Raw genomic sequence first — 24473 nt, forward strand, 5'->3', positions numbered from 1 at the left:
CGTGCCACCGAAGAACACCAGCAGAACCTGCCCGGAATGCGGCTGCGTCAGCAAAGACAACCGGCAAACGCAGGCGCGTTTTGCGTGTGTGGAATGCGGTTACGAAGAAAACGCCGATGTGGTCGGCGCGATCAATGTCTTAAGGGCGGGACACGCCCGGTTAGCCTGTGGAGAGGACGTAAGCCCCGCCAAGCCTGCAAAGGCAAGGTGCGCAGCCTCGGTGAAGCAGGAACCCACCGAAGCGACTCATACTGGCTTCGGGCCGGTATGAGCACCGTAGGAATCCCCTGACTTTGGGCAGGGGTGGATGTCAAGTGGTATGAATTCCCGTGTTTTTCCAACCAAATTTGTCATGAATTTTTCTTTTATATTTAAAAATTTTGTCAATAGGGTATACCCTTTTAATTGTGATTGAGTTTGTTGTTATTTATAGAAATGCTAAGTATTCTCAATCAACTACAGGCTGTTTCGAAGCTTTGTGTTTTTGAAAAAGATGCTTGAAGCATCCGCTAGAATACAGGCTCAAGCGTAACGGCAGCTTCGAGTTTGCTGGGATGCGCCTAGGTTTGGAGACCAAACTGGAAGATTTTTTACCAATTTCTCCAGGCTTTTGAAAAATAAGAGTTACCGGTTTTGGCTGGTGGCATCATATAAAAACTCGGTTTCATTTTGCTGAAGCCGAAGTTAACACGGTATCCCTTCAGATGAATCTCGATCAATACATACCTGTTCTGCTGTTCATCCTGGTAGGCATGGCGGTCGGTGTCCTGCCATTGCTTCTTGGTTATGTGCTCGGCCCCAACCGCCCGGATGAAGCAAAGAACTCTCCCTACGAGTGCGGTTTCGAGGCATTCGACGACGCGCGAATGAAGTTCGATGTTCGCTACTACCTCGTAGCCATCCTGTTTATTCTGTTTGATCTGGAAATCGCATTCCTCTTTCCCTGGGCTGTGGCCCTGCGTGATGTGGGGGTGGCTGGTTTCGTGGCTGTCCTGATTTTCCTGACGATTCTGGTCATTGGCTTTGCCTACGAATGGGCAAAAGGCGCGCTCACCTGGGAGTGAAGGGTGGGGCGGCATGCCATCTGGCTGTCTCTGGATTACTTGGGATTGAGGAGTGAAGAATGATTGAAGGTGTGTTGAAGCAGGGCTTTGTGACCACCAGTTACGATACGGTGATCAACTGGGCCAAGACGGGTTCCATCTGGCCGATGACCTTCGGGCTGGCCTGTTGTGCGGTGGAAATGATGCATGTGGCGGCAGCGCGCTACGATCTGTCGCGTTTTGGTGCCGAAGTGTTTCGCGCCAGTCCGCGCCAAGCCGATCTGATGATTGTGGCGGGTACGCTGTGCAACAAGATGGCTCCGGCCCTGCGCAAGGTCTATGACCAGATGAGTGAGCCGCGCTGGGTGATTTCGATGGGGTCGTGTGCCAATGGCGGCGGATACTACCATTACAGCTATTCAGTGGTGCGTGGTTGCGATCGCGTGGTTCCGGTGGATGTGTATGTGCCCGGCTGCCCACCCACGGCGGAAGCCCTGTTGTATGGAATCATCCAGTTGCAGCAGAAAATCAGGCGCACCAACACGATTGCGCGTGTGTAAATCTCGAAAGGTGGTTCTTTTATGAATGCAGTCGGGGTCGCTCAGGAGATTATTCGTCCTGAGGTTCTTCAGGCGGTGATTGTCAGCGCGCTTGGCAGTCTGGCCAAGTCGGTCACTCTGGCGATTGACGAGGTGGTGGTAGATGTCGCTCCGGCCCATTACCTTGACGCGATGCGATGTTTGCGCACGGCCAGTGGTTGTCAGTTCGAGATGTTGGTCGATCTGTGTGGTGTGGATTATTCCGAATACCGCGATGGCCTGTGGGAAGGTGCGCGTTACGCCGTGGTCAGCCAGTTGCTGTCGGTCAATCTGAACCAGCGCGTGCGTGTGCGTGTGTTTGCACACGACGATGGCTTCCCGGTCGTGCCTTCGGTCACATCCATCTGGCGTTCTGCCGATTGGTATGAGCGCGAGGCTTTCGATCTGTTTGGTATTGTTTTTGATGGGCACGACGATCTGCGCCGGATTCTGACGGACTATGGCTTCATCGGTCACCCATTTCGCAAGGATTTCCCGCTTTCGGGGCATGTGGAAATGCGTTACGACGAGGAGCAGCGCAGGGTGGTGTACCAGCCCGTGACGATTGAGCCGCGTGAGATTACGCCTCGAATCATTCGTGAAGACAAATACGGAGGCTTGCACTGATGGGCTTGCGCACATGGGTGTGAATTAAATATGGCGGAAATCAAAAACTATTCTCTGAACTTCGGGCCGCAGCACCCTGCCGCCCACGGTGTGTTGCGCCTGGTTCTGGAGTTGGACGGGGAAGTGGTTCAGCGTGCGGATCCTCACATTGGCCTGTTGCACCGTGCCACCGAGAAGCTCGCGGAGCACAAGACCTTCATTCAGTCGCTGCCCTATATGGATCGGCTGGATTATGTGTCGATGATGTGTAATGAACATGCCTACTGTCTGGCGGTGGAGAAACTGCTGGGTCTGGAAGTTCCATTGCGCGCGCAGTATATCCGAGTAATGTTCTCGGAAATTACCCGCATCATGAATCACCTGATGTGGCTTGGGGGTAATGGCAACGATGCGGGCAGTTCCACAATCTTGATTTACGCCTTCCGTGAGCGCGAAGACCTGTTCGATATGTATGAGGCGGTTTCGGGTGCGCGGATGCACGCGGCCTATTTCCGTCCAGGCGGGGTGTATCGTGATTTGCCCGATGCCATGCCCAAGTACCAGGCTTCCAAGGTTCGCAACGCGCGTGCCATTGCCGATCTGAACAAGAACCGCGAAGGCAGCCTGCTGGATTTCATTGAAGATTTCACCCAGCGTTTTCCCAAGTGCGTCGATGAGTACGAGACCCTGCTGACCGATAACCGCATCTGGAAGCAGCGCACGGTGGGGATTGGCGTCGTCAGCCCCGAAGATGCCCTCAACCTGGGCTTGACCGGCCCGATGTTGCGGGGTTCTGGCGTGGCCTGGGATTTGCGCAAGAAGCAGCCCTATGAGGTGTACGACCGGATGGATTTTGATATTCCGGTGGGGGTGACGGGTGATTGCTATGACCGTTATCTGGTGCGCGTCCAGGAAATGCGCGAGTCCAATCGCATCATCAAGCAGTGTGTGGATTGGTTGCGTGCCAATCCAGGGCCTGTCATTACCGATAACCACAAGGTCGCACCGCCGCCGCGCAAGGACATGAAGTCCGGCATGGAAGACCTGATCCACCACTTCAAGCTTTTCACCGAAGGCTTCAAGGTTCCGGAAGGCGAGACCTATGCGGCCGTGGAGCACCCCAAGGGGGAGTTCGGCATTTATCTTGTCAGCGACGGAGCCAACAAACCATACCGCCTGAAGATTCGGGCATCCGGTTTTGTGCATCTGTCGGCGATGGACGCACTGACGCGCGGCTACATGCTGTCTGATGCCGTGCTGATTCTGGGGTCGCTGGATATTGTGTTTGGGGAGGTCGATCGATGATTACCGAAGCAACCTTGGCACGTTTTGCCCGTGAGGTCGCCAAGTACCCGTCCGAGCGCAAGCAGTCGGCGGTGATGGCCTGTCTGTCGATTGTGCAGCAGGAGCAGGGCCATATCAGCCAGCAGAGCGAAGCGGTGATTGCGGAGTACCTGGAGATGCCGGAAATTGCGGTACACGAGGTGACCACGTTCTACAACATGTACAACCAGCATCCGGTGGGCAAGTACAAGCTGGCGGTGTGTACCAACCTGCCTTGCCAGTTGCGCGATGGCAAGAAGGCCCTGGAGCATCTGGAGCAGAAGCTGGGCATTCAGATGGGTGAGACCACGGCCGATGGTCTGTTCACCTTGCAGCAGTGCGAATGCCTGGGGGCCTGTGCCGATGCGCCGGTCATGCTGGTGAACGACCGCGACATGTGCAGTTTCATGAGTAATGAGCGTCTGGAAGGACTGCTCGATGGCTTGCGTCAATTGGAGGGCACGAAATGACCGCATTGCAGAGTGTGTTGCAGCCTTTCAAATCGACAGGCCAGGAAACGTGTTTTCACGATCGCCACATTGAGCCGCAGATTTATGCGGGTCTGAACGGCAGCAACTGGCATATCGGAGATTACGAGGCGCGTGGCGGGTATCAGGCACTGCGCAAGATTCTGGGTAAGGATGGCGGTGCTGGCATGAGTCAGGACGAGATCATTGCCACCCTGAAGGAATCGGGTCTGCGCGGTCGGGGAGGGGCAGGCTTCCCCACGGGCTTGAAGTGGAGCTTCATGCCGCGCAATTTCCCCGGACAGAAATATGTGGTCTGCAATTCCGATGAAGGCGAACCCGGAACATGCAAGGATCGTGACATTCTCATGTTCAATCCGCATATCGTGATTGAAGGCATGATTATTGGCGGTTACACGATGGGAGCCAGTGCCGGGTACAACTACATCCACGGCGAGATTTTCGAGGTGTACGAGCGTTTTGAGGCTGCCCTGGAAGAAGCGCGTGCCGCCGGGTATCTGGGTGATCGTATTCTGGACAGTGATTTCAGCTTCCAACTGCATGCCCACCACGGTTTTGGCGCGTACATCTGCGGCGAGGAAACCGCTTTGCTGGAGTCCCTGGAAGGCAAGAAAGGCCAGCCGCGCTTCAAGCCACCGTTCCCGGCCAGCTTCGGCCTGTTCGGCAAGCCCACCACCATCAACAACACGGAGACCTTTGGCGCGGTTCCCTGGATCATCCGCAATGGTGGCAAAGCCTATCTGGAATGCGGCAAGCCCAACAACGGCGGAACCAAGATTTATTCTGTCAGCGGTGATGTGCAACGCCCTGGAAACTATGAGATTCCAATGGGCACGCCATTCTCGACCCTGCTGGAGCTGGCGGGTGGCATGCGCCCCGGCCGCAGCCTCAAGGCGGTGATTCCGGGTGGCTCGTCCTCGCCGGTGTTGCCAGCGGCCATCATGAACGAATGCACGATGGATTACGACTCGATCGCCAAGGCAGGTTCCATGCTGGGTTCGGGCGCGCTCATCGTCATGGACGACAGCCGCTGCATGGTCGAGAGTCTGGCACGCCTGTCGTATTTCTATGCACACGAGTCCTGTGGACAATGCACGCCCTGCCGGGAAGGAACCGGCTGGCTCTCGCGTGTGGTGCATCGCATTCTCAATGGGCAGGGCAGGCCGGGTGATCTGGAACTGCTGGACAACGTGGCGGGCAATATCCAGGGGCGCACCATCTGCGCGCTGGGTGATGCAGCGGCCATGCCGGTGCGTGCCATGCTGAAGCATTTCAGACACGAGTTCGAGGCCATGATCGTCGAGGCGCAGTCTCGGCTGGCCGCCTGAAGGAGAGATGAATGGTTGAAATCGAACTGGACGGACGCAAAGTCGAGATCATCGAAGGCAGCATGATCATGCACGCTGCCGAAAAGTCGGGAACCTATATCCCGCATTTCTGCTACCACAAGAAGCTCTCCATTGCTGCCAACTGTCGCATGTGTCTGGTGGAAGTGGAAAAAGCCCCGAAGCCTCTGCCGGCTTGCGCCACGCCAGTGACGCAGGGCATGATCGTGCGCACCAACAGCGAGAGGGCAGCGCAGGCGCAGAAATCGGTGATGGAGTTCCTGCTCATCAACCACCCGCTGGATTGCCCGATCTGCGATCAGGGGGGTGAATGTCAGCTTCAGGACCTGGCAGTGGGCTACGGCGGCAACACCTCGCGCTATCAGGAAGAAAAGCGCGTCGTTTTTCACAAGGACGTGGGGCCGCTCATTTCCATGGAAGAAATGAGTCGCTGCATTCAATGCACCCGTTGCGTGCGCTTTGGCCAGGAAGTGGCCGGCGTGATGGAGCTGGGCATGATCAACCGGGGGGAGCATTCGGAAATCACCACGGTCAAGGGCGACACGGTGGATTCCGAGCTTTCGGGTAACATGATCGATGTGTGCCCGGTGGGCGCATTGACCAGCAAGCCGTTCCGCTACAGTGCCCGTACCTGGGAGCTGTCGCGCCGCAAGTCGGTCAGTCCGCACGATTCGACGGGCGCGAACCTGATCGTGCAGGTCAAGAACCACAAGGTCATGCGTGTGTTGCCGTTCGAGAACGAGGCCGTCAATGAGTGCTGGATTGCCGACCGCGACCGCTTTTCCTACGAAGCCCTCAATGGCCCGGAACGGCTCACCAAGCCCCAGATCAAGCAGGGTGGCCAGTGGATCGAGACCGACTGGCAGACTGCATTGGAATATGTGGCTACCAGCCTGAAGAAAATCACCGCACAGCATGGCAAGAACAGCCTGGGCGCGCTGGTCAGCCCCCACAGCACCCTGGAGGAGCTGTACCTGACCAAGGAACTGCTGCGTGGCATGGGCAGTGGCAATATCGACTATCGTCTGCGCCATGCAGACTTCACGCCTGCACAGGGAATCCGCTGGCTGGGCGCGTCGATTGCCTCGCTTTCCACAGTGGAGCAGGCCCTGGTGGTCGGCTCCAATGTGCGCAAGGATCATCCGCTGTTTGCCCAGCGTCTGCGTCAGGCGGCACAGCATGGAGCCAGAATCTATTCGCTCAACGAGCATGTGTACGACTGGGCCATGCCGGTGGCACAGAGCTGGCAGGTGGCCAGCCAGGAATGGTTGCAGGCCCTGGCCAGTCTGGCCGCTGCGATTGCCGCCGAGAAGGGCATTGCAGCACCGCTGGCCGATGCCCAGGATGTCGATCTCTATCGCCCAACGGCCAGCAACTGGATTGCGGGTTCCGGCAGCAAGGTCATTTTGCTGGGCAATGCAGCAGCACACCACGAGCAGGCCACGCAATTGCTGGCCCTGGCCAACTGGATTGCGACCGAAACCGGCGCGAAAGTCGGTTATCTGACAGAAGCAGCCAACACCGTGGGTGCGCAATGGGTGGGAGCCGTGCCGGGAGCCAGTGATCTGCATGCCACGCAAATGCTCTCGGGTGCGCTCAAGGCGGTCATCCTGCTGGGCAATGAGCCGGAATTCGATTCTGCATTGGGTGCCAAGGCCAAGGAAGGCTTGGCCAAGGCCGATATGGTGATCTCTCTCAGCCCGTTCAAGGCCAATCTGGACTGCTGCGATGTGCTGCTGCCGGTGTCGCCATTCACCGAGACATCGGGCACCTTTGTCAATGCAGAGGGCCGTGTCCAGGGCTTTCACGCCGTGGTGCGTCCATTGGGCGAAACCCGCCCTGCCTGGAAGGTGTTGCGCGTGCTGGGCAATCTGCTGGGCGTGCATGGGTTTGATTTTGAGTCGTCGCAGGAAGTGCTGAATCGCTTTGCCGGGGGCGAAGTGCCAGCTTTTGTTCCGGCAGAGCGACTGGGCAATCAGGCTGGCGGTGTCGTGGGCAACTGGCAGCCGGTGGTCGGCGTGCCTGCTGTGGCCACCATCTACCAGCTCGATGGCACCGTGCGCCGTGCTCCGGCATTGCAGCAGACTTCCGATGCCCTGCGTGGCGCATTGGTGGGTTTGCCCGATGAACCGTTGCTGGACAAGAAGAGCGGTGCGACCCCTGCGTTGGAAGGAGTGCAGGCATGATTGATGCGTTGTATAACGGTGGCCTCGGACTGATCGGGGCCTCCTGGTGGAGCGGGCTTGCCTGGCCGGTGATCTGGAATCTGCTGAAGATCGTGGCCATCGTGGCTCCCCTGATGATTGCCGTGGCCTATCTGACGCTGTGGGAGCGCAAGCTGCTGGGCTATATGCAGGTGCGGCACGGCCCGAACCGGCTGGGCCCCTGGGGGTTGCTGCAACCGATGGCCGATGGCCTGAAGCTGCTGACCAAGGAACTGATTCGCCCCACGGCATCCAGCTATCGCCTGTTCCTGCTGGGGCCGGTCATGGCCATCATGCCCGCGCTGGCTGCCTGGGTGGTGATTCCTTTCGGCCCTGAAATGGCCCTGGCGAACGTCCATGCAGGCATTCTGCTGGTCATGGCGATCACATCGATTGAAGTCTATGGGGTCATCATTGCCGGCTGGGCCTCCAACTCCAAGTACCCGTTCCTCGGGGCCATCCGTGCTTCTGCGCAGATGATCAGCTACGAAATCGCGCTGGGTTTCTGTTTCCTCGCCGTGGTCATGGTCACGGGCAGCATGAATCTGACCGACATCGTCACCTCGCAGGAGCAGGGGCGGTTCGTCGGCATGGGACTGAACTTCCTGTCGTGGAACTGGCTGCCGCTGCTGCCGCTGTTCGTGGTGTACATGATTTCCGTGGTGGCCGAAACCAACCGCCACCCCTTCGACATGGTCGAAAGCGAGGCCGAAATCGTCGCCGGTCACATGGTGGAATATTCCGGCATGGGTTTTGCCATCTTCTTCCTGGCGGAATACGCCAGCATGTGGCTGGTGTCTTTCCTGGCGGCCGTTCTGTTCCTTGGGGGCTGGGCTGCACCGGTGGCATTCCTGGACTTCATCCCGGGCTGGATCTGGCTGTTCCTCAAGGCCGGGCTGATCGTGAGCTGGTTCATCTGGATTCGTGCGACCTTCCCGCGCTTCCGTTATGACCAGGTGATGCGCCTGGGCTGGAAAATCTTCATTCCACTCACGCTGGTGTGGGTGGTCGTGGTCGGGGCTTGGCTGTTTTCGCCCTGGAATATCTGGAATTGAGAGGCGATAACATGGCTCAAGCTGCTGTTACACCAACGTCCCATCAACAGACCGCCAAGGCGCAGAATGTTGCGCCACGGAATGCCTTCAATCTGGCAGACTTTTTCAAGAGCTTTCTGCTGTGGGAGCTTTTCAAGGGCATGGCCCTGACGGGGCGTTACACCTTCCGCCGCAAGGTCACGGTGATGTTCCCCGAGGAGAAGACACCGCTGTCGCCGCGTTTTCGGGGGTTGCATGCGCTGCGCCGCTATGAAAATGGCGAGGAACGCTGCATTGCCTGCAAACTGTGCGAGGCGGTGTGCCCGGCGATGGCCATCACCATCGAGTCGGATGTGCGCGATGACGGTTCGCGCCGCACCACGCGCTACGACATCGATCTGACCAAGTGCATTTTCTGCGGCTTCTGCGAAGAAAGCTGCCCGGTCGATTCGATTGTGGAAACGCATATCCTGGAATACCACGGTGAGAAGCGCGGTGATCTGTATTTCACCAAGGAAATGCTGCTGGCAGTGGGCGACCGCTACGAGAAGGAAATCGCTGCCAACAAGGCCGCCGATGCCCCTTATCGCTGATAACGGGAAACAGGGCGGGCCTGGTCAAGGCGAAAGTTTTGCAAGGATTCGATGGAGCATGTACCGGATGCCGTGCGCTGTACGCAAGGAGCGGCAGGGGATTCGGTGGATGTGCGCAGACCTAACCAGAAAAGAAGTGTCTCATGGACGTTAGAAACGTTTTCTTTTACCTCTTCGCGGCATTGTTGCTGTTTGCCGCGTTGCGGGTCATTACCGCGCGCAACCCGGTTCACGCGGTGCTCTATCTGATTTTTGCCTTCTCGCAGGCCGCCGGTATCTGGCTGCTGATGCGTGCCGAATTCCTGGCCATTCTGCTGGTGATGGTCTATCTGGGGGCGGTGATGGTGCTGTTCCTGTTCGTGGTGATGATGCTGGACATCCGCATCGAGCGCGCCGAGGGAGCCATCAGGAAAAACCTGCCGATGGCACTGCTGATTTTTGCTGTCGTGGTGTTCGAGATGGTGGCGGTGCTCTGGGTGGGCTTCCCCGAAACCAATGCAGCCGGTGAACTGCTGGCGGTGAACCCCGACTACAACAACACCCGCGAGCTGGGCAAGCTGATGTACACCGAGTACCTGCTGCCGATTCAGGTTGCTGGCGTGATTCTGCTGGTGGGCATGATTGCCGCGATCGCGCTGACCTTGCGCACCCGCAAGGACACCAAGATCATCGACCCTGCATTGCAGATTCAAGTGAAGGCCAGCGAGCGTGTGCGCATTGTGTCCATGCCTGCCACTCGCAAGGCTGTGGCGAACGCAGAGACGGCTGCGGCCGAGGAGATCAAGTCATGACCTTGTCATTGGGACATTTTCTGTCGGTAGGGGCGATTCTGTTCGCGCTGGCGGTTGTGGGCATTTTCCTCAACCGCAAGAACCTGATTGTGCTGCTGATGGCCATCGAACTGATGCTGCTGGCCGTGAACATGAACTTCGTGGCGTTCTCCTATTACCTGGGTGACATGCACGGCCAGATCTTCGTGTTTTTCATCATGACCGTGGCCGCTGCCGAGGCCGCCATTGGCCTGGCGATTCTGGTGCAGTTGTTCCGCAGCCGTGCAAGCATCAGCGCGGATGAGCTGAACGTCCTCAGAGGTTGAGAAAAGGTTACGGAAGGTTGTCACGATGAATCAAACACTGTCTGTTGCCCAACTTCTGGGAGTACCTCTTGCGCCACTGTTCGGCGCGGCCATTGTCGGTATATTCGGCACGGCGATGGGAGGAAATCTGCTGGGGCGCAAAGCCAGCCACAGCATCACCATTCTGGGCGTTTTCGTTTCGTTCCTGCTGTCGGCCCTGACCTTCAAGCAGGTGGTCTTTGACGGCGCAGGTTTCAACCAGACCATCTACCAGTGGATGACGCTGGGCACGCTGACGATGGAAGTCGGCTTCATGGTGGACAGCATCACCGCCATGATGATGTGCGTGGTCACCTTCGTGTCGCTGATGGTGCACATTTACACCATCGGCTACATGCAGGAGGACGAAGGCTACAACCGCTTCTTCTCGTACATTTCGTTGTTCACCTTCTCCATGCTGATGCTGGTGATGAGCAACAACATGCTGCAACTGTTCTTCGGCTGGGAGGCCGTGGGGCTGGTGTCGTACCTGCTGATTGGCTTCTGGTACAAGAAGTCCACGGCGGTGTTTGCCAACCTGAAGGCATTCCTGGTGAACCGGGTCGGGGATTTCGGCTTCATCCTGGGCATTGGCCTGCTGGTGTCGGTGACGGGTTCGCTGAACTACAACGAAGTGTTTGCCCAGCAGGACGCGCTGCTGGCCGCCACACTGCCCGGCATGGATCAGGGACTGCTGACCGTGGCATTGATCTGCCTGTTCATCGGTGCGATGGGCAAGAGCGCGCAATTCCCGCTGCACGTCTGGCTGCCCGATTCGATGGAAGGCCCCACGCCAATTTCCGCGCTGATTCACGCTGCCACGATGGTGACGGCAGGTATCTTCATGGTGGCGCGCTTCTCGCCGCTGTATGAACTCTCGGATGTGGCCCTGAACTTCATCATGGTCATCGGAGCGATCACTGCATTCTTCATGGGCCTGCTGGGCCTGATCCAGAACGACATCAAGCGTGTCGTGGCCTACTCCACGCTCTCGCAACTGGGTTACATGACCGTGGCACTGGGAGCCTCGGCATACTCGGTGGCGGTGTTCCACCTGATGACCCACGCCTTTTTCAAGGCACTGCTGTTCCTGGGGGCAGGTTCAGTGATTATGGGCGTGCACCACAATCAGGACATGCGTTACATGGGCGGGCTGTGGAAACACATGCCGATCACCTGGATTACCTCGCTGCTGGGTTCGCTGGCATTGATTGGTACACCGTTTTTTGCCGGTTTCTACTCCAAGGATGCCATCATCATGGCCGTCGGTGCCAGCAACCTGCCCGCTTCCGGCCTGGCCTATGCGGCCGTGCTGGCAGGGGTGTTCATCACTGCGTTCTATTCGTTCCGCATGTACTTCCTGGTGTTCCACGGCAAGGAGCGTTACGACCAGGATCCCCATGCCCACGAGCATCACCACGATGACCACCATGACGACGGTCATCATGGCCACGGCCATTCGAGCAAGCCCCATGAGTCTCCGTGGGTGGTGACCGTGCCGCTGCTGGCTCTGGCGGTTCCCTCGGTGGTCATCGGCGCGATTGCCCTGATGCCCATGCTGTTCGGCGATTTCTTCAATGGCGTGATTTTCGTCAATGCCGACAAGCACCCTGCAATGGCCTATCTGGCCGACCACATTCATGGCTGGTGGGAGCTGGCAGTGCATGGCTTCGTGACTGCGCCGTTCTGGCTGGCCCTGTCCGGTGTGGTGGCTGCCTGGTACTGCTACCTGGTCAATCCGGCGGTTCCGGCGTTCTTCCGCAAGACCTTCAGCCCCATCTACACGCTGTTCGAGGAAAAGTACTACATGGACAAGCTGTGGATCAATGTGATCGCCGGTGGCTTCATGCGTCTGGGACGGGTGTTCTGGAAAGCGGGCGATCAGGCCCTCATCGATGGAGCCGTGGTCAATGGCTCCTGGAAAGCCGTCGGCTGGTTTGCCGGTGTGGTGCGCTGGTTCCAGGCGGGGTATATCTATTACTACGCACTGGTCATGATTCTGGGCGTGTTCGCGCTGATGACGTATTTCGTCTGGCTGGCCAAATAAGAGTACGGGAGTACAAGAAAAATGGGATGGTTAAGCCTTGCTATCTGGGTACCAATCGCTTTTGGTGTTGCCCTCTTGCCTTTCAACAAGCCCTGTCATGCCCCGCTGGTGCGCTGGCTGGCCCTGCTGGGTGCGGTGCTGGGACTGCTGGTGACGGTGCCCCTCTACACCGGCTTTGAGCTGGGAACGGCGCAGATGCAGTTCGTGGAGAAAGCGGTGTGGATCCCCGCCTTCAACGTGAACTACCACCTGGGCGTGGATGGCCTGTCGTTCTGGTTCGTGCCACTGACAGCCTTCATCACCGTGATCGTGGTGATTGCCTCTTGGGAAAACATCAGCGAACGCATCAACCAGTACATGGCGGCCTTCCTGGTGCTGTCGGGCCTGATGATCGGGGTGTTTTCCGCGCTCGACGGCATGCTGTTCTATGTGTTCTTCGAGGCCACGCTGATTCCGATGTACCTCATCATCGGGGTCTGGGGCGGGCCGCGCAAGATTTACGCTGCCTTCAAGTTCTTCCTCTACACCCTGATGGGATCGCTGCTGACCCTGGTGGCCCTGATTTATCTCTACAACCGTTCGGGTGGCAGTTTCGACATTCTGGCCTGGCATCAGTTGCCCCTGAGCCTGACCGAACAGATCTGGATTTTCGTGGCCTTCTTCGCCGCGTTTGCCGTCAAGATTCCGATGTGGCCGGTACACACCTGGCTGCCGGATGTGCACGTGGAAGCACCAACGGGCGGTTCTGCCGTGCTGGCTGCCATCATGCTGAAGCTGGGGGCCTATGGCTTCCTGCGCTTCTCGCTGCCGATTGCGCCGGATGCCGCGCAGGAACTCTCCTGGCTGATGATCGCGCTCTCGCTGGTGGCCGTGATCTATGTGGGTCTGGTGGCGATGGTGCAGGAAGACATGAAGAAGCTGGTCGCCTACTCGTCGGTGGCACACATGGGCTTCGTCACCCTGGGTTTCTTCGTCTTCAATGAAATCGGCGTGACCGGTGCGATCGTGCAGATGGTGGCGCACGGCTTTGTGTCGGCCGGCATGTTCCTGGCGATTGGCGTGCTGTACGACCGCATGCACACCCGTGAAATTGCCGCATACGGCGGGGTGGTCAATCGGATGCCGCGCTTTGCCGCATTCGCGCTGTTGTTTGCGATGGCCAACTGCGGCCTGCCTGCCACCGCCGGTTTCGTGGGCGAGTGGATGGTGATTCTGGGTGGGGTGGAATACCACATGGGCGTGGGCCTGCTGGCCGCCACGGCCCTGATCCTGGGCGCGGGCTATTCGCTGCTGATGTACAAGAAGGTCTATCTGGGCGACATCACCAACGAGCATGTCAATGAACTGACCGATCTCAATGGCCGCGAGTTTCTCATCATGGCGATTCTCTCCGTGGCCGTGCTGTTCATGGGCGTGTATCCCAAGCCCTTCACGGACGTGATGAACGCTTCGGTGCTGGAACTGTTGCAGCATGTCCAGACAGCCAAACTTCCCTAATTCGAGCCAGGAAAGATTCAAGAGATGATTGACAAGTACAGTTGGGTGGCCGTTTATCCAGAGCTGGTGCTGCTGGTCATGGGGTGCGTCATCACCCTGGTCGATCTGGCCGACCGCAGCCGTTTGCGCAACACGACCTACTGGCTCAGCATGCTGACGCTGGCGGTGGTCGCTGCCATGAACTTCTACTACGCCACCAGCGGCAACACCATTTACGGCTTCGGCAACATGATGGTGGTCGATTCGATGGCGAGCTGGCTTAAGGGCTTTGCCGCCGTGGCGGTCATCGTGACGCTGACCTATGGCCGTCCCTACGCAGCCGACCGCGACATGATGCGTGGCGGCGAGATGTTCTCGCTGTCGCTGTTTGCCTTGCTGGGCATCGATTTCATGATCTCCGGCAACAACCTGCTGCTGCTCTATCTGGGCCTGGAATTGCTTACCCTCTCCAGCTACGCGCTGGTGGCCCTGCGCCGTGATGACCAGCAGGCCACCGAAGCGGCCATGAAGTATTTCGTGCTGGGCGCGATGGCCAGCGGTTTCCTGCTCTATGGCATGTCCATGATCTACGGAGCCACCGGCTCGCTGGACATTGGCGAAATCTTCAAGGCCATTCATGCCGATCTCATCAGCCCGCAGATTCTGGTGTTCGGTCTGGTGTTCGTGGTCGCTGGCCTGGCGTTCAAGCTGGGGGCCGTGCCGTTCCACATGTGGATTCCCGATGTGTACGAAGGCGCACCCACGGCCATCACGCTGATGATCGCTTCTGCGCCCAAGCTGGCAGCATTCGGCATGATTATGCGTTTGCTGGTCGATGGCCTGCTGCCGCTGGCCGCAGACTGGCAGCAGATGCTGGGGGTGCTGGCGATTGGCTCGCTGTTCATCGGCAACCTCGCTGCCATTGCCCAGAGCAACTTCAAGCGGATGCTGGCGTATTCCACCATCTCCCATGTCGGCTTCATCCTGCTGGGTCTGATGTCGGGAGTGCAAGGGGGCGAAATCGATGCGGCCACGGCACAGAATGCCTACGGCTCGGCCATGTTCTATGTGGTCACTTATGTGCTGACCACGCTGGCAACGTTTGGCATCATCCTGCTGCTGGCGCGTGAAGGTTTCGAAGCCGACAACATCAGCGATCTGGCGGGTCTGAACCAGCGCAGCCCGCTGTATGCCGGTGTACTGGCCGCCTCCATGTTCTCGATGGCGGGCATTCCGCCGCTGGTGGGCTTCTATGCCAAGTTCGCAGTGTTGCAGGCCTTGATCCAGTCCGGCTCCCACCTGCACATTGCCCTGGCGGTGTTTGCCGTCATCATGTCCCTGATCGGTGCGTTCTACTATCTGCGAGTGATCAAGGTCATGTACTTTGATGCACCCAGCGAGCAGGTGGCGGGCACTTCCATCACGGCCAGCTTCGATGTCAAGGCTGTGCTGGCGGTGAACGGCGGTCTGGTGCTGGTTCTCGGCCTGTTGCCCGGTGGCCTGATGGCACTGTGTGCAGAAGCGATTCTGAACGCACTCAAAGGCTGAAGGGGTACGCTGAAACGCGGTATATCGGCCTGCCTGTTGCCCTCTCTGTGGCGTTGTTCCATGTGTGGCGGTTCAGGCACGGTCGCTTGATCGTCTTGTCGTAGCTGGATATTTCCCTATGGGCACATCCTCGACCCTGGTCTGGCTGGTGATCGTATTGGCAGTAGTGGCTGCCAATCTGCCTTTTGTGGTGCAACGGTTTTTTCTGCTGGGTCAGCGTATGGCTTCCAAGCCGTGGTGGCTGTACCTGCTGGAAATGCTGCTGCTGTATGTGCTGGTGGGCACACTGGCTCGCTGGGTCGAAGCGCGTTTGGGCCAGGTGCATGAGCAGGGCATGGCCTTCTATGTGATTACAGGTTCGCTTTTCCTCCTGTTTGCTTTTCCCGGCCTGGTTTATCGCCATCTTGTGAAACGCCAACGTGGAACGCGCGCAATGATGGAGCAGAGGTTGCCATGAAGGTTTGGAATCTGCGGTGTGGCAACCACCATGTGTTCGAAGGCTGGTTCGCCACGGAGGCCGATTATGTGCAACAACAGCAGGGTGGATGGCTGCAATGCCCTGTCTGTGGCAGCAGCGATGTTTGCAAAGGCTTGAGCGCGCCGCGCTTGCAGGGAAAGTCCAACCAGAAACCTGCCGCTCCTGCGGCAACCGATGAAGCGGCTTCGCGGCAGGTGGCCGCCGGGCTGGATCATCAGGAACAGCAATGGCAGCAGGCCCAGGCCCAATGGCTGCACATGGCGCGTCGGGTGATGGCACAGGCAGAAAATGTTGGCGAGCGTTTCGCCGATGAAGCCAGACGCATCCACGAGGGCGAAACACCAGAGCGACCGATTCGTGGCAAGGCCACACTGGAAGAAACCAAGGAGCTTTTGCAGGACGGCATTGCCGTGGTTCCCTTGCCCGATCTTGGGTATGATTCCTTGCAATAAGACATTCCCGGAGTGATCCGGCTTTCCCCCTATTCGAGCAGGCGTGTCGCCTGATAGGCATTCCACCAACGGAGAAACCACCCCATGACTTTGCCATTGAACCGCCTGGATGAATTCAACAGCTTTGAGGATACTGCGCGTTTCAATATGATCGAGCAGCAAATCCGCCCCTGGCTGGTCGATGACCCCCAGGTGCTGGAACTGCTGGCGACCCTCAAGCGCGAAAACTTCATTCTGCCCGCCTTTCGCAGCCTGGCATTTGCCGACATCGAGATTCCGCTGCTGGGCGAACAGGATGCCGAGATCTATCCCGACCGCTGCATGCTGCCTCCCAAGATCGAGGCGCGTTTCCTGAATGATCTGAAAATCCAGTCCCACGAGAAAATTCTTGAAATTGGCACAGGTTCTGGCTATATGGCAGCACTGTTGGCTGCTCTGGGGCAGGAAGTGCTGTCGCTGGAGATTCACGGAAAGCTGGTCGATTTTGCCAAGAAAAACCTGGAGCACAACCAGATTCACAATGTCAAGGTCTTGCAAAAAGATGCCTCGCGCGATCTGCCGGATGGTCAGTTCGATGTCATCGTCATCAGCGGAGCAGTGACGCAGGTTCCTGCCGCATTGCTGGAGCGTTTGCAGGATGGCGGACGCCTGATTGCTGTCGTGGGCGAAAGCCCGGTGATGCGGGTAACGATGGTGCGCAAGGAAAACGGTGTATTGCATGCCACCACACCGTGGGATTACTGCTCAGCCTTGTTGCAAGGCTTCCCGCGCCACAGCGAATTTCAGTTCTAAGAAAAAACCGGCGGTGATGCCGGTTTTTTTACCTCATGGCTCCAGGGAGATCATTCCATCATGAGGGCTTTGTCTCATCGCCCGCACCAAAGACCGGCAAACGCCAGTGCCATTGAATGGCCGCCAGGCGGATCAGCAGCGTCACGGCAATGCAGGCGAGGGTGGCAATGTGGTGGTTGCCTCCCCAGTACAGCGTGCCGGTGAGCACCACGCCTCCCGCAATACAGGCGGTGGCGTAGATTTCGGTGCGCAGCACCAGCGGAACCTCGCGTGCCAGCACATCGCGCAATACCCCACCGCCCACACCGGTCAGCACTCCCATGCTGATGGCCACAATCGGTGGGGCACCCACTGCCAGTGCCTTGTTCACCCCAATGGCGGTGAACGTGGCCAGTCCCACGGCATCGGCCCACAGCAGCAGCTTGCGGGCGAAGTGACGGGAACTGGCCCGCACCAGAAACAGCGATACCACGCAGGTGGCGACAATCAGCAGCAGGTACTGCGGCTCTGTGACCCAGAACACGGGCTGCACGCCCAGCACCAGATCGCGCATGGTTCCACCGCCAATGGCCGTGACGGCAGCCAGCACCAGCACACCAAAGCCGTCCATCTGCAAACGGCGTGCCTGCAAGATACCGCTGAAGGCGAACACGGCGGTTCCCATCAAATCCAGAAAATACAACATGGAGCGAGTGAAAAAAATGAAAACAGACGGAGATAAGTCAGCCCGTCTGCAAAAGCCCGAAGTGTATCAATGCCCAATGCTTGGAAAGAGGCTTCGGGTAGTATCGGCAACGTTTTTCACCACTATTGCTGAAGCCCTGCACAAAAACTCGACACAATACAGGCAACTATAAAGTTTTACTCCAGATGGCATCCTCATGACGGTTCCCCACACTCATCCCATTCTGAAAAATGCTCCCAATCCTTTGGAAGCAGAACAGGGCAGGCCGCAATTCATCGTGGTGCTGTATTCCAGCCGGTTCGGGCAGGCCATGCGGATTGCCCAGACCATGGTGCAGGAGCTGGAAGCGCAGGGACACATGGCCCGTGCCCAAGCCCTGGGCGCACAGCAGGAGTGGCCTGCCGATTGTCAGGCTCTGGTGCTGGTGGCCTCCATACGCTATGGCCACTTTGCCCCTGCCGTGCGGGGTTTTGTGCAACGACATGCACGACAACTGGCATCGGTTCCCAGTGCCTTTGCCTCGGTGAGTTTGACCGCGCGCAAGCTTGAAAAGCGCGAGCCGCAAAATCACTCCTATACCCGCAAGTTTCTGGCGCAGGCCATGCTGCTGGGCTGGCAGCCGCGCTGGTGCGCCGTGTTGGCCGGTGCGCTGCGCTACCCTTTGTATGGTTGGCTGGACAAGCAGATGATTCGCCTCATCATGCGGCTGACGGGCGGAGAAACCCGTCCAGACAGGGAAGTCGAATACACCGACTGGCAACAGGTGCGGGCATTCGCCCGGCAGATCGGTGCCGGGGTGGATGCGCCTGTGTTCAGGAAGTGACTGAAGTCCGGGCCGAACCGTGCCGGGCTTGCAGCAGCTCCAGTGCCAGATCGATGCGAGCCTTCCATGCCGACAGCGGGCTGACCGGGAATGGCCGTGCATCCTGTGCTTGCGGGGCAATCGAGCCTTCGGGGCAGCGGCTGCACAGGCGAACTGCCATGCCTTGCTGCTGTGCCTGTTGCAGGGCATCCAGTAGGTTGGCGTGAACGGTGCCATTGCCTGTGCCCGCAACCACCACCCCGGCAAATCCGGCCTGTTGCAGTGCATGTACCATGCGGGCACTGGCCTGGGCGTGACTGCTGATGATGGCTATATCCGGCCAGCATTCCGGTGCTACGGGATGGGTGCAATACCACCGGTGCAAACCTGCTGGTTGCATCGTTGTGGGCGGCAGTGCAAGCCCGTCATCTGGCACGTTCAGTTCCACCCCTTGGGGAGTCACCCGACCGGCCAGCGAGGCATCGCCTGATGAGAACGCATCCAGCCGCCACGGATGCGCCTTGAATACATGCTGGGGAAAATGAATCTGGCCTGCATGGGCCAGCAAGACACCGTGGAGGTGTGTATTTTGGGCCAGCGTGAGTGTGTCTGCCAGATTGTGCGGGCCATCGGCCTGGGGGGAGTCGGCCGGGCGCATGGCTCCCACCAGAATCACGGGTTTGGGGGTGGCGGGCAGCACACGGTGCAGAAACCAGGCCGTTTCCTCCATGGTGTCGGTGCCATGGGTGATGACGATGCCGTGAATGCGCTCGTCCATGAGATGGTGCAGGCAACGCCGGGCGAGCGCATTCCAGACGGCAACATCCATGTCTTTGCTGTCCACTTGGGCGATTTGTTCCGCCAACAGGTGCTGGGGTTCAATGTGGAAGCCTGAGGGCAGGTGTTGCAGCAAGTCAGTGATGCAGAGTGCACCCGCCTCATAGGCGAAGTCGTGGTGCTTGTCAGCCGTGTGGCGCAGACCCGCAATGGTTCCGCCCGTAGCCAGTATCGTGATGATTTTCTTTACTGGATAGGCTTTGTGACGCACATCGATACCCTATCAGGTTCTGTTTGACGGTTGATTTAGCCAGTCAGCAGTTGCAGAACATGGCGGTATTCTTCCTGTCGTTCATAGTCTTCTGCCATCGGCTGGGGAATGCGCCGCATGTCCATGTTGTCGCGCACATCGGCCAGCTTGACGGCATAGGCGATCGGGTGCTGCATGGCGCGCCGGGCTGCCGACATGCGTGGCTCGTCTTCCGGTCGGGTGAGAATCCGTACGGCTTCAATCACCGATGCCGGCAAGCCTGCTCCTTCCAAGTCCTGCACTGACAGCTGGGTGTGTTCCAGCGTGTCGTGCAAGACGGCGGCCATCTGCTGCTCCGGGGTATGAACCGCCAACATCAAACGCAGGGGGTGAAAAATGTAGGGACTGCCATCGGTGTCCAGTTGCCCCGCATGGGCTTGCGTGGCCAGCACGATGGCTTTTTCAAGAAGGCCCATGAAACGATCCGTGCGGATGGTGAACGAATGCTCAGCTTCTGGAAAGCCGCTTCGCATTGGCCACGGCCTTGCTGCTGATGGGCTTGAGGCTCTTGTTGGCAATGGTGAGGGTGGAGTTCTGCATCTGGTTCCACAATGCCAGGGAGGCGGCCTGCTGGTTGCCTCGCAGCGGACTGAGACTCCATTCCCACAGCCGCACGCTCATGGACTGCTGGGCAATCATGGTTTGCAGCATCATCACGCTCCATGCCTGAAAGAACGCGGTCTGCTTTTCCACAATCATCTGTGTGAATTCTGCAACATCGCGTTGGTTCGGAGTATTGCCTGCGGCGGCAAACTGGTTCAGTCGCAAGGCGACGACGTGGGGGGCGGCAACCGCCAAATCCCGAGTCTGATTGGAGAGGCGACGCAGTTCCTGATGGGTTCTGGCATTCATGGTGGCTCGGTTTCTAAGCTTATGGGCGATCCATTCTAATGGTTTGCCATTTCGTTATGCCATGATTGTTGATAATAGCCCGATGCAAACTTGGGAATTCCGTTCGTTATGGATAAGGTACTGCTTTCATGAAATTTCCTGTTGAAAAATCCCTTGAGGAATGGCAATCGCTACTGCGGCAGAAAAAGAATGCCCAGCCGCTGGCCTATGAGGTGACACGCCATGCCGTGACCGAGCGACCCTTTACCGGCCAGTACAACCAGTTCTGGGAGCAGGGACGCTATCACTGCATTGGCTGTGATGCACCGTTGTTCCATTCCGAGGACAAGTTCGATGCCGGCTGTGGCTGGCCCAGCTTCAGCCGTGCGGTGGCGGGAGCCATTGCCGAGAAACCCGACCACAGCCATGCAATGGTGCGCACCGAGATTCTGTGCGCCCGTTGTGGTGCGCATCTGGGGCATGTGTTCCCTGATGGCCCGGTGGAAACGGGTTTGCGCTATTGCCTCAATTCGGCGGCGATGGACTTTGCACCTTCCCCGTCTCAGAATGGCTCTCAGTAACCGTTTGGGTAGCAAAAGCGGTATAGTGCGCCCACCTGCCATTGGCTGGCTGTTTTTCCATCCCGTACCCCACCATGAAGTTTCTTTTTGACGTTCTGCCGTTTATCCTGTTTTTCGTTGCGTACCGCATCTGGGGGATTTATGCTGCCACTGCCGTGGCGATGGCCGCCACCGCCATTCAGATTCTGGCAAGCAGGCTCAGTGGCAGAAAAGTCGAGAAAATGCAGTGGATCAGCCTGGGGCTGATTGGCTTCTTCGGGGGGCTGACCTTGGTGCTGCGCGACAATATCTTTGTGATGTGGAAGTCCACCATCGTCAATTGGCTCATGGGGGGTGCGTTGCTGGTGGCCATGCAGTTCATGAAGAAGAACCCACTCAAATCCTTGCTGGGTGGCCAGATTCAGATGCCAGACCGCATCTGGCGGGGCATGACCTGGAGCTGGATTGGTTTCTTTCTGGTCATGGGCCTGGTCAATATCCTAGTGGCCTACAGCGTCAGCGAGGCCGATTGGGTGAACTTCAAAACCTTTGGCGGCCCGGTCATCACCCTGGTGTTCGTGGTGGTGCAGATGCTGTTCATCAGCCGCCATGTCAGCACCAAGGAAGTCCCTGAACAGGAAAAAGGCCCATCCCAATGAACCATTCTGCCGTTGCCACACTCCATAGCAACCTGCTGGAACAACGTTTGCGCGAGGTTCTGGCTCCATCGCATCTGCAAGTGCTGGACGAAAGCGGCCAGCATGCCGGGCACAGTGGGGCCAATGCCAGTGGCGTGGGCACGCATTTCCGGGTACGGATTGCATCATCTGCGTTTGCGGGCAAGAGCCGCGTTCAGTGCCATCGGCTTGTGTATGATGCGCTGCAAGATTTTTTCCCGCAGGGACTGCATGCACTGGCCATTGAAATCGGCGTGCCTGCGGCTTGACCCGATGCCGCTGTCGGTATCCTCTTTTGCGATTATTTTTTCACTTCACAACACCCGAGTCAGGGAATCATCAGCATGAAAAAACAAGTACTGTCTGTTCTGCTTGCCAGCGCGTTGCTGGGAGCCGCCGCGCCTGCTGCGGCACAGAATCTGGCCGTGGTCAATGGCAAGCCCATTGCCCAGGCACAGTTCGATTACTTCATCGGCCAGTTCGTGCAATCGGGCCGCGAGCGCACCCCCGAGCTGGAAACGCATGTCAAGGACGAGCTGATTCGCCGTGCCGTGTATGAGCAGGCGGCCTTGAAGGACGGTCTGGAAAAAGACAAGGACTTCCAGCAGGAGTTGGCACTGGCACGTCAAACCTTGCTGATTCGCGCGCTGTTCCTGAAGGAGCAAAAGGCCAATCCGGTGACCGATGCCGAAATCAAGGCCGAATACGACCGTTTTGTGGAAGCCAACAAGGGCGATGAATACCACACCGCCCATATTCTGGTGGAAACCGAAGAAGAGGCCAAGGCCATCATTGCCACGCTGAAAAAAGATCCGAAGAAGTTCGAGGCCCTGGCCAAGGAAAAATCCAAGGACCCTGGCTCTGCGACCCGGGGTGGCGATCTGGGCTGGGCCAATCCAGCGACCTTTGTGCCTGAATTCAGCGAAGCCATGGTGAAGCTGGAAAAAGGCAAGTTCACGCAGGAGCCGGTGCAGACCCAGTTTGGCTGGCATGTGCTGCAACTGAAGGACAGCCGCGCGGCCAAGCCGCCTGCACTGGATGCCGTCAAGCCCCAGATTGAGCAGGCACTGGCAGAGCAGAAGCTGGCCGATTTGCAGGAGAAGCTCTACAAGGCCGCGAAGATCAACTGATCGGATGGCTCATGCCAGACTGGTTCTGGCAGCGTCCCTCATGAAAGCACCGCAGGAAGTCATTTTCTGCGGTGCTTTTGCGTGGGGAAAAGTGACCGTCAGTCGGGCAGGCGACCTTCGCGCTGTGCCTGAATGGCGGCGGCCACTCCCGCGCCGTAGGCTGGGTCGGCCTGGGTGCAGTGGGCAATGTGTGTCTGCACAATGTGCTCCGACACTCCGGCAATGTTGCGGGCAGTATTGGCGAACAGCACTTGTTGCTGGGCCGGAGTCATCAGGCGGAACAGGTCGCCGGGCTGGGTGAAGTAGTCGTCATCGTCTTCGCGGTAGTTCCAGCGGTCGGCATCGCCGTGCAGTGCCAGCGGGGGTTCGGCGTATTCGGGTTGTTCCTGCCATTCGCCCTTGGTATTGGGTTCGTAGGCAATGGTTGTGCCGTAGTTGCCATCGATGCGCATGGCCCCGTCGCGATGGTAGGCGTGGTAGGGACAGCGTGGGGCGTTCACCGGAATCTGGTGGTGGTTTACGCCCAGGCGGTAGCGGGCCGCATCGCTGTAGGCGAACAGGCGCGATTGCAGCATGCGGTCGGGCGAGATGCCAATGCCCGGCACGATGTTGGACGGCGCGAACGAGGCCTGCTCCACATCGGCAAAGTAATTGCGTGGGTTGCGGTTCAGCTCGAACTCGCCTACCTCGATGAGCGGGTAGTCCTTCTTGCTCCATACCTTGGTCAGGTCGAAGGGGTGGAAGCGGTAGTGCGCTGCTTCGGCTTCGGGCATGATCTGCACGAACAGCGTCCACTTCGGGAATTCGCCCCGGTCGATGGCTTCCAGCAGATCGCGCTGGGCACTCTCGCGGTCTTTGCCGACCAGTTCGGCGGCTTGGGCATCGCTGAGGTTTTCGATGCCCTGCTGAGTGCGGAAGTGGAACTTGACCCAGAAGCGTTCGTTCTGCGCACTGATGAAGCTGTAGGTGTGGGAGCCAAAGCCGTGCATGTGGCGATAGGAGCGGGGGATGCCCCGGTCGCTCATGACGATGGTGATCTGGTGCAGAGCTTCGGGCAGTCCAGTCCAGAAATCCCAGTTGTTTTCGGCACTGCGCAGGTTGGTGTACGGATCGCGCTTGACGGCCTTGTTCAGGTCGGGGAACTTGAGCGGGTCGCGGAAGAAGAACACCGGAGTGTTGTTGCCCACCAAATCCCAGTTGCCTTCCTCGGTATAGAACTTGAGTGCGAAACCGCGAATGTCGCGCTCGGCATCGGCCGCACCGCGCTCACCCGCCACAGTCGAGAAGCGGGCAAACATTTCAGTTTGCTTGCCCACCTCCGAGAAAATGCGGGCCTTGGTGTATTGGGTGATGTCGTGCGTGACGGTGAAGGTACCGAAGGCACCGGAACCCTTGGCGTGCATGCGTCGCTCGGGAATGACCTCGCGGTTGAAGTGCGCGAGTTTTTCCAGGTGCCACAAATCCTGCAAGAGCATCGGGCCACGCGGCCCGGCAGTCATGGAGTCCTGGTTGTTGGGCACTGGCGCGCCAGCGGCGGTCGTGAGGCGGGAAGGCTTTTTGTCGGTCATCGTGGGGCTCC

General features: G+C 58.3%; 28 protein-coding genes. 23 read left to right on the forward strand and 5 right to left on the reverse strand.

Annotation, left to right across the window (positions count from 1 at the left end; translation table 11 throughout):
- The 18 genes from BUE21_RS11515 to BUE21_RS11600 all read left to right on the forward strand — a co-directional run.
- Window positions 1-271 (forward strand): zinc ribbon domain-containing protein (locus BUE21_RS11515; protein ID WP_143164512.1); only part of this gene is annotated, 271 nt, incomplete at its 5' end.
- Between the two features lie 433 nt (window positions 272-704).
- Window positions 705-1064, forward strand: a complete 360-nt coding sequence (locus tag BUE21_RS11520; RefSeq protein WP_073356814.1) for an NADH-quinone oxidoreductase subunit A — start codon at window positions 705-707, stop codon at window positions 1062-1064.
- A 59-nt stretch (window positions 1065-1123) separates the two neighbouring features.
- On the forward strand, window positions 1124-1603 hold the full coding sequence (locus tag BUE21_RS11525; RefSeq protein WP_073356815.1) for a NuoB/complex I 20 kDa subunit family protein: 480 nt from the start codon (window positions 1124-1126) through the stop codon (window positions 1601-1603).
- 21 nt (window positions 1604-1624) lie between these two features.
- Window positions 1625-2248, forward strand: a complete 624-nt coding sequence (locus BUE21_RS11530) for an NADH-quinone oxidoreductase subunit C (protein WP_073356816.1) — start codon at window positions 1625-1627, stop codon at window positions 2246-2248.
- A 30-nt stretch (window positions 2249-2278) separates the two neighbouring features.
- Window positions 2279-3532 carry an NADH-quinone oxidoreductase subunit D gene (locus BUE21_RS11535; RefSeq protein WP_073356817.1) on the forward strand — a complete coding sequence of 418 codons (1254 nt, stop codon included), beginning with the start codon at window positions 2279-2281 and terminating at the stop codon, window positions 3530-3532.
- Window positions 3529-4020: an NADH-quinone oxidoreductase subunit NuoE gene (gene nuoE, locus BUE21_RS11540; RefSeq protein WP_073356818.1), complete on the forward strand. Its 492-nt coding sequence runs from the start codon at window positions 3529-3531 to the stop codon at window positions 4018-4020. Before BUE21_RS11535 ends, nuoE begins: the two co-directional genes overlap by 4 nt.
- Window positions 4017-5366: an NADH-quinone oxidoreductase subunit NuoF gene (gene nuoF / locus BUE21_RS11545; protein WP_073356819.1), complete on the forward strand. Its 1350-nt coding sequence runs from the start codon at window positions 4017-4019 to the stop codon at window positions 5364-5366. Before nuoE ends, nuoF begins: the two co-directional genes overlap by 4 nt.
- Before the next feature lie 11 nt (window positions 5367-5377).
- Window positions 5378-7570 (forward strand): NADH-quinone oxidoreductase subunit NuoG, encoded by a 2193-nt coding sequence (nuoG, locus tag BUE21_RS11550; RefSeq protein WP_084523234.1) that lies wholly within the window; start codon window positions 5378-5380, stop codon window positions 7568-7570.
- On the forward strand, window positions 7567-8643 hold the full coding sequence (gene nuoH / locus BUE21_RS11555; protein ID WP_073356820.1) for an NADH-quinone oxidoreductase subunit NuoH: 1077 nt from the start codon (window positions 7567-7569) through the stop codon (window positions 8641-8643). The genes nuoG and nuoH overlap by 4 nt, the downstream gene beginning before the upstream one ends.
- Window positions 8644-8654: 11 nt before the next feature.
- On the forward strand, window positions 8655-9215 hold the full coding sequence (gene nuoI / locus BUE21_RS11560; RefSeq protein WP_073356821.1) for an NADH-quinone oxidoreductase subunit NuoI: 561 nt from the start codon (window positions 8655-8657) through the stop codon (window positions 9213-9215).
- Between the two features lie 143 nt (window positions 9216-9358).
- Complete coding sequence (locus BUE21_RS11565) at window positions 9359-10006, forward strand: NADH-quinone oxidoreductase subunit J (RefSeq protein WP_073356822.1); 648 nt, start codon at window positions 9359-9361, stop codon at window positions 10004-10006.
- Window positions 10003-10311 carry an NADH-quinone oxidoreductase subunit NuoK gene (gene nuoK, locus BUE21_RS11570; protein WP_073356823.1) on the forward strand — a complete coding sequence of 103 codons (309 nt, stop codon included), beginning with the start codon at window positions 10003-10005 and terminating at the stop codon, window positions 10309-10311. Before BUE21_RS11565 ends, nuoK begins: the two co-directional genes overlap by 4 nt.
- 25 nt (window positions 10312-10336) lie before the next feature.
- Window positions 10337-12376 carry an NADH-quinone oxidoreductase subunit L gene (nuoL, locus tag BUE21_RS11575; RefSeq protein WP_073356824.1) on the forward strand — a complete coding sequence of 680 codons (2040 nt, stop codon included), beginning with the start codon at window positions 10337-10339 and terminating at the stop codon, window positions 12374-12376.
- A gap of 21 nt (window positions 12377-12397) precedes the next feature.
- Window positions 12398-13873, forward strand: coding sequence for an NADH-quinone oxidoreductase subunit M (locus BUE21_RS11580; RefSeq protein ID WP_073356825.1), 1476 nt, complete (start codon window positions 12398-12400; stop codon window positions 13871-13873).
- A gap of 24 nt (window positions 13874-13897) precedes the next feature.
- The gene (nuoN, locus tag BUE21_RS11585) at window positions 13898-15400 is read left to right on the forward strand and encodes an NADH-quinone oxidoreductase subunit NuoN (RefSeq protein WP_073356826.1); all 1503 of its coding nucleotides are present in this window, start codon (window positions 13898-13900) and stop codon (window positions 15398-15400) included.
- Between the two features lie 64 nt (window positions 15401-15464).
- Window positions 15465-15857, forward strand: coding sequence for a DUF2818 family protein (locus BUE21_RS11590; RefSeq protein WP_407656062.1), 393 nt, complete (start codon window positions 15465-15467; stop codon window positions 15855-15857).
- The gene (locus BUE21_RS11595; RefSeq protein ID WP_073356828.1) at window positions 15854-16330 is read left to right on the forward strand and encodes a DUF1178 family protein; all 477 of its coding nucleotides are present in this window, start codon (window positions 15854-15856) and stop codon (window positions 16328-16330) included. The genes BUE21_RS11590 and BUE21_RS11595 overlap by 4 nt, the downstream gene beginning before the upstream one ends.
- A gap of 84 nt (window positions 16331-16414) precedes the next feature.
- Complete coding sequence (locus BUE21_RS11600; RefSeq protein ID WP_073356829.1) at window positions 16415-17122, forward strand: protein-L-isoaspartate O-methyltransferase family protein; 708 nt, start codon at window positions 16415-16417, stop codon at window positions 17120-17122.
- 58 nt (window positions 17123-17180) lie between these two features.
- On the opposite strand, the gene BUE21_RS11605 is transcribed toward BUE21_RS11600, so the two are convergent.
- Window positions 17181-17807, reverse strand: a complete 627-nt coding sequence (locus BUE21_RS11605; protein ID WP_073356830.1) for a trimeric intracellular cation channel family protein — start codon at window positions 17805-17807, stop codon at window positions 17181-17183.
- 196 nt (window positions 17808-18003) lie between these two features.
- Here BUE21_RS11605 and hemG point away from each other — a divergent pair, with 196 nt between their 5' ends.
- Window positions 18004-18630 (forward strand): menaquinone-dependent protoporphyrinogen IX dehydrogenase, encoded by a 627-nt coding sequence (gene hemG / locus BUE21_RS11610; protein ID WP_084523236.1) that lies wholly within the window; start codon window positions 18004-18006, stop codon window positions 18628-18630.
- Here the strand turns inward: hemG and BUE21_RS11615 are convergent.
- The 3 genes from BUE21_RS11615 to BUE21_RS11625 are packed head-to-tail and all read right to left on the reverse strand — an operon-like array spanning window position 18620 to window position 20548.
- Complete coding sequence (locus BUE21_RS11615) at window positions 18620-19657, reverse strand: asparaginase (protein ID WP_073356831.1); 1038 nt, start codon at window positions 19655-19657, stop codon at window positions 18620-18622. The genes hemG and BUE21_RS11615 overlap by 11 nt on opposite strands.
- A 35-nt stretch (window positions 19658-19692) precedes the next feature.
- The gene (locus BUE21_RS11620) at window positions 19693-20112 is read right to left on the reverse strand and encodes a bifunctional (p)ppGpp synthetase/guanosine-3',5'-bis(diphosphate) 3'-pyrophosphohydrolase (RefSeq protein ID WP_073356832.1); all 420 of its coding nucleotides are present in this window, start codon (window positions 20110-20112) and stop codon (window positions 19693-19695) included.
- A gap of 31 nt (window positions 20113-20143) precedes the next feature.
- Window positions 20144-20548, reverse strand: a complete 405-nt coding sequence (locus BUE21_RS11625) for a polyhydroxyalkanoate granule-associated phasin (RefSeq protein WP_073356833.1) — start codon at window positions 20546-20548, stop codon at window positions 20144-20146.
- A gap of 128 nt (window positions 20549-20676) precedes the next feature.
- Here BUE21_RS11625 and msrB point away from each other — a divergent pair, with 128 nt between their 5' ends.
- The 4 genes from msrB (at window position 20677) to BUE21_RS11645 (ending at window position 22894) form a co-directional block, all read left to right on the forward strand.
- The gene (msrB, locus tag BUE21_RS11630; protein ID WP_073356834.1) at window positions 20677-21108 is read left to right on the forward strand and encodes a peptide-methionine (R)-S-oxide reductase MsrB; all 432 of its coding nucleotides are present in this window, start codon (window positions 20677-20679) and stop codon (window positions 21106-21108) included.
- 74 nt (window positions 21109-21182) lie between these two features.
- Entirely contained in the window at window positions 21183-21746 is a 564-nt protein-coding gene (locus BUE21_RS11635; protein WP_073356835.1) for a septation protein A, read from the forward strand.
- A complete protein-coding gene (locus BUE21_RS11640) occupies window positions 21743-22033 on the forward strand; it encodes a BolA family protein (protein ID WP_073356836.1) in 291 nt (96 codons plus the stop codon). Before BUE21_RS11635 ends, BUE21_RS11640 begins: the two co-directional genes overlap by 4 nt.
- A gap of 75 nt (window positions 22034-22108) precedes the next feature.
- Window positions 22109-22894, forward strand: a complete 786-nt coding sequence (locus BUE21_RS11645; protein WP_073356837.1) for a peptidylprolyl isomerase — start codon at window positions 22109-22111, stop codon at window positions 22892-22894.
- A gap of 98 nt (window positions 22895-22992) precedes the next feature.
- Here the strand turns inward: BUE21_RS11645 and BUE21_RS11650 are convergent, their stop codons facing one another.
- Entirely contained in the window at window positions 22993-24462 is a 1470-nt protein-coding gene (locus tag BUE21_RS11650; RefSeq protein WP_073356838.1) for a catalase, read from the reverse strand.
- Window positions 24463-24473 lie beyond the last annotated feature (11 nt).

It is taken from the genome of Lampropedia hyalina DSM 16112, assembly GCF_900129055.1.
GTDB classification, from domain to species: Bacteria; Pseudomonadota; Gammaproteobacteria; order Burkholderiales; family Burkholderiaceae_C; genus Lampropedia; species Lampropedia hyalina.

Bases quoted from the DNA above. Each gene is read 5' to 3' on its own strand.
- BUE21_RS11520 (WP_073356814.1), top strand. From the start codon at position 705: ATGAATCTCGATCAATACATACCTGTTCTGCTGTTCATCCTGGTAGGC.
- BUE21_RS11525 (WP_073356815.1), top strand. From the start codon at position 1,124: ATGATTGAAGGTGTGTTGAAGCAGGGCTTTGTGACCACCAGTTACGAT.
- BUE21_RS11530 (WP_073356816.1), top strand. From the start codon at position 1,625: ATGAATGCAGTCGGGGTCGCTCAGGAGATTATTCGTCCTGAGGTTCTT.
- BUE21_RS11535 (WP_073356817.1), top strand. From the start codon at position 2,279: ATGGCGGAAATCAAAAACTATTCTCTGAACTTCGGGCCGCAGCACCCT.
- nuoE (WP_073356818.1), top strand. From the start codon at position 3,529: ATGATTACCGAAGCAACCTTGGCACGTTTTGCCCGTGAGGTCGCCAAG.
- nuoF (WP_073356819.1), top strand. From the start codon at position 4,017: ATGACCGCATTGCAGAGTGTGTTGCAGCCTTTCAAATCGACAGGCCAG.
- nuoG (WP_084523234.1), top strand. From the start codon at position 5,378: ATGGTTGAAATCGAACTGGACGGACGCAAAGTCGAGATCATCGAAGGC.
- nuoH (WP_073356820.1), top strand. From the start codon at position 7,567: ATGATTGATGCGTTGTATAACGGTGGCCTCGGACTGATCGGGGCCTCC.
- nuoI (WP_073356821.1), top strand. From the start codon at position 8,655: ATGGCTCAAGCTGCTGTTACACCAACGTCCCATCAACAGACCGCCAAG.
- BUE21_RS11565 (WP_073356822.1), top strand. From the start codon at position 9,359: ATGGACGTTAGAAACGTTTTCTTTTACCTCTTCGCGGCATTGTTGCTG.
- nuoK (WP_073356823.1), top strand. From the start codon at position 10,003: ATGACCTTGTCATTGGGACATTTTCTGTCGGTAGGGGCGATTCTGTTC.
- nuoL (WP_073356824.1), top strand. From the start codon at position 10,337: ATGAATCAAACACTGTCTGTTGCCCAACTTCTGGGAGTACCTCTTGCG.
- BUE21_RS11580 (WP_073356825.1), top strand. From the start codon at position 12,398: ATGGGATGGTTAAGCCTTGCTATCTGGGTACCAATCGCTTTTGGTGTT.
- nuoN (WP_073356826.1), top strand. From the start codon at position 13,898: ATGATTGACAAGTACAGTTGGGTGGCCGTTTATCCAGAGCTGGTGCTG.
- BUE21_RS11595 (WP_073356828.1), top strand. From the start codon at position 15,854: ATGAAGGTTTGGAATCTGCGGTGTGGCAACCACCATGTGTTCGAAGGC.
- BUE21_RS11600 (WP_073356829.1), top strand. From the start codon at position 16,415: ATGACTTTGCCATTGAACCGCCTGGATGAATTCAACAGCTTTGAGGAT.
- BUE21_RS11605 (WP_073356830.1), bottom strand. From the start codon at position 17,807: ATGTTGTATTTTCTGGATTTGATGGGAACCGCCGTGTTCGCCTTCAGC.
- hemG (WP_084523236.1), top strand. From the start codon at position 18,004: ATGACGGTTCCCCACACTCATCCCATTCTGAAAAATGCTCCCAATCCT.
- BUE21_RS11620 (WP_073356832.1), bottom strand. From the start codon at position 20,112: ATGGGCCTTCTTGAAAAAGCCATCGTGCTGGCCACGCAAGCCCATGCG.
- BUE21_RS11625 (WP_073356833.1), bottom strand. From the start codon at position 20,548: ATGAATGCCAGAACCCATCAGGAACTGCGTCGCCTCTCCAATCAGACT.
- msrB (WP_073356834.1), top strand. From the start codon at position 20,677: ATGAAATTTCCTGTTGAAAAATCCCTTGAGGAATGGCAATCGCTACTG.
- BUE21_RS11635 (WP_073356835.1), top strand. From the start codon at position 21,183: ATGAAGTTTCTTTTTGACGTTCTGCCGTTTATCCTGTTTTTCGTTGCG.
- BUE21_RS11640 (WP_073356836.1), top strand. From the start codon at position 21,743: ATGAACCATTCTGCCGTTGCCACACTCCATAGCAACCTGCTGGAACAA.
- BUE21_RS11645 (WP_073356837.1), top strand. From the start codon at position 22,109: ATGAAAAAACAAGTACTGTCTGTTCTGCTTGCCAGCGCGTTGCTGGGA.
- BUE21_RS11650 (WP_073356838.1), bottom strand. From the start codon at position 24,462: ATGACCGACAAAAAGCCTTCCCGCCTCACGACCGCCGCTGGCGCGCCA.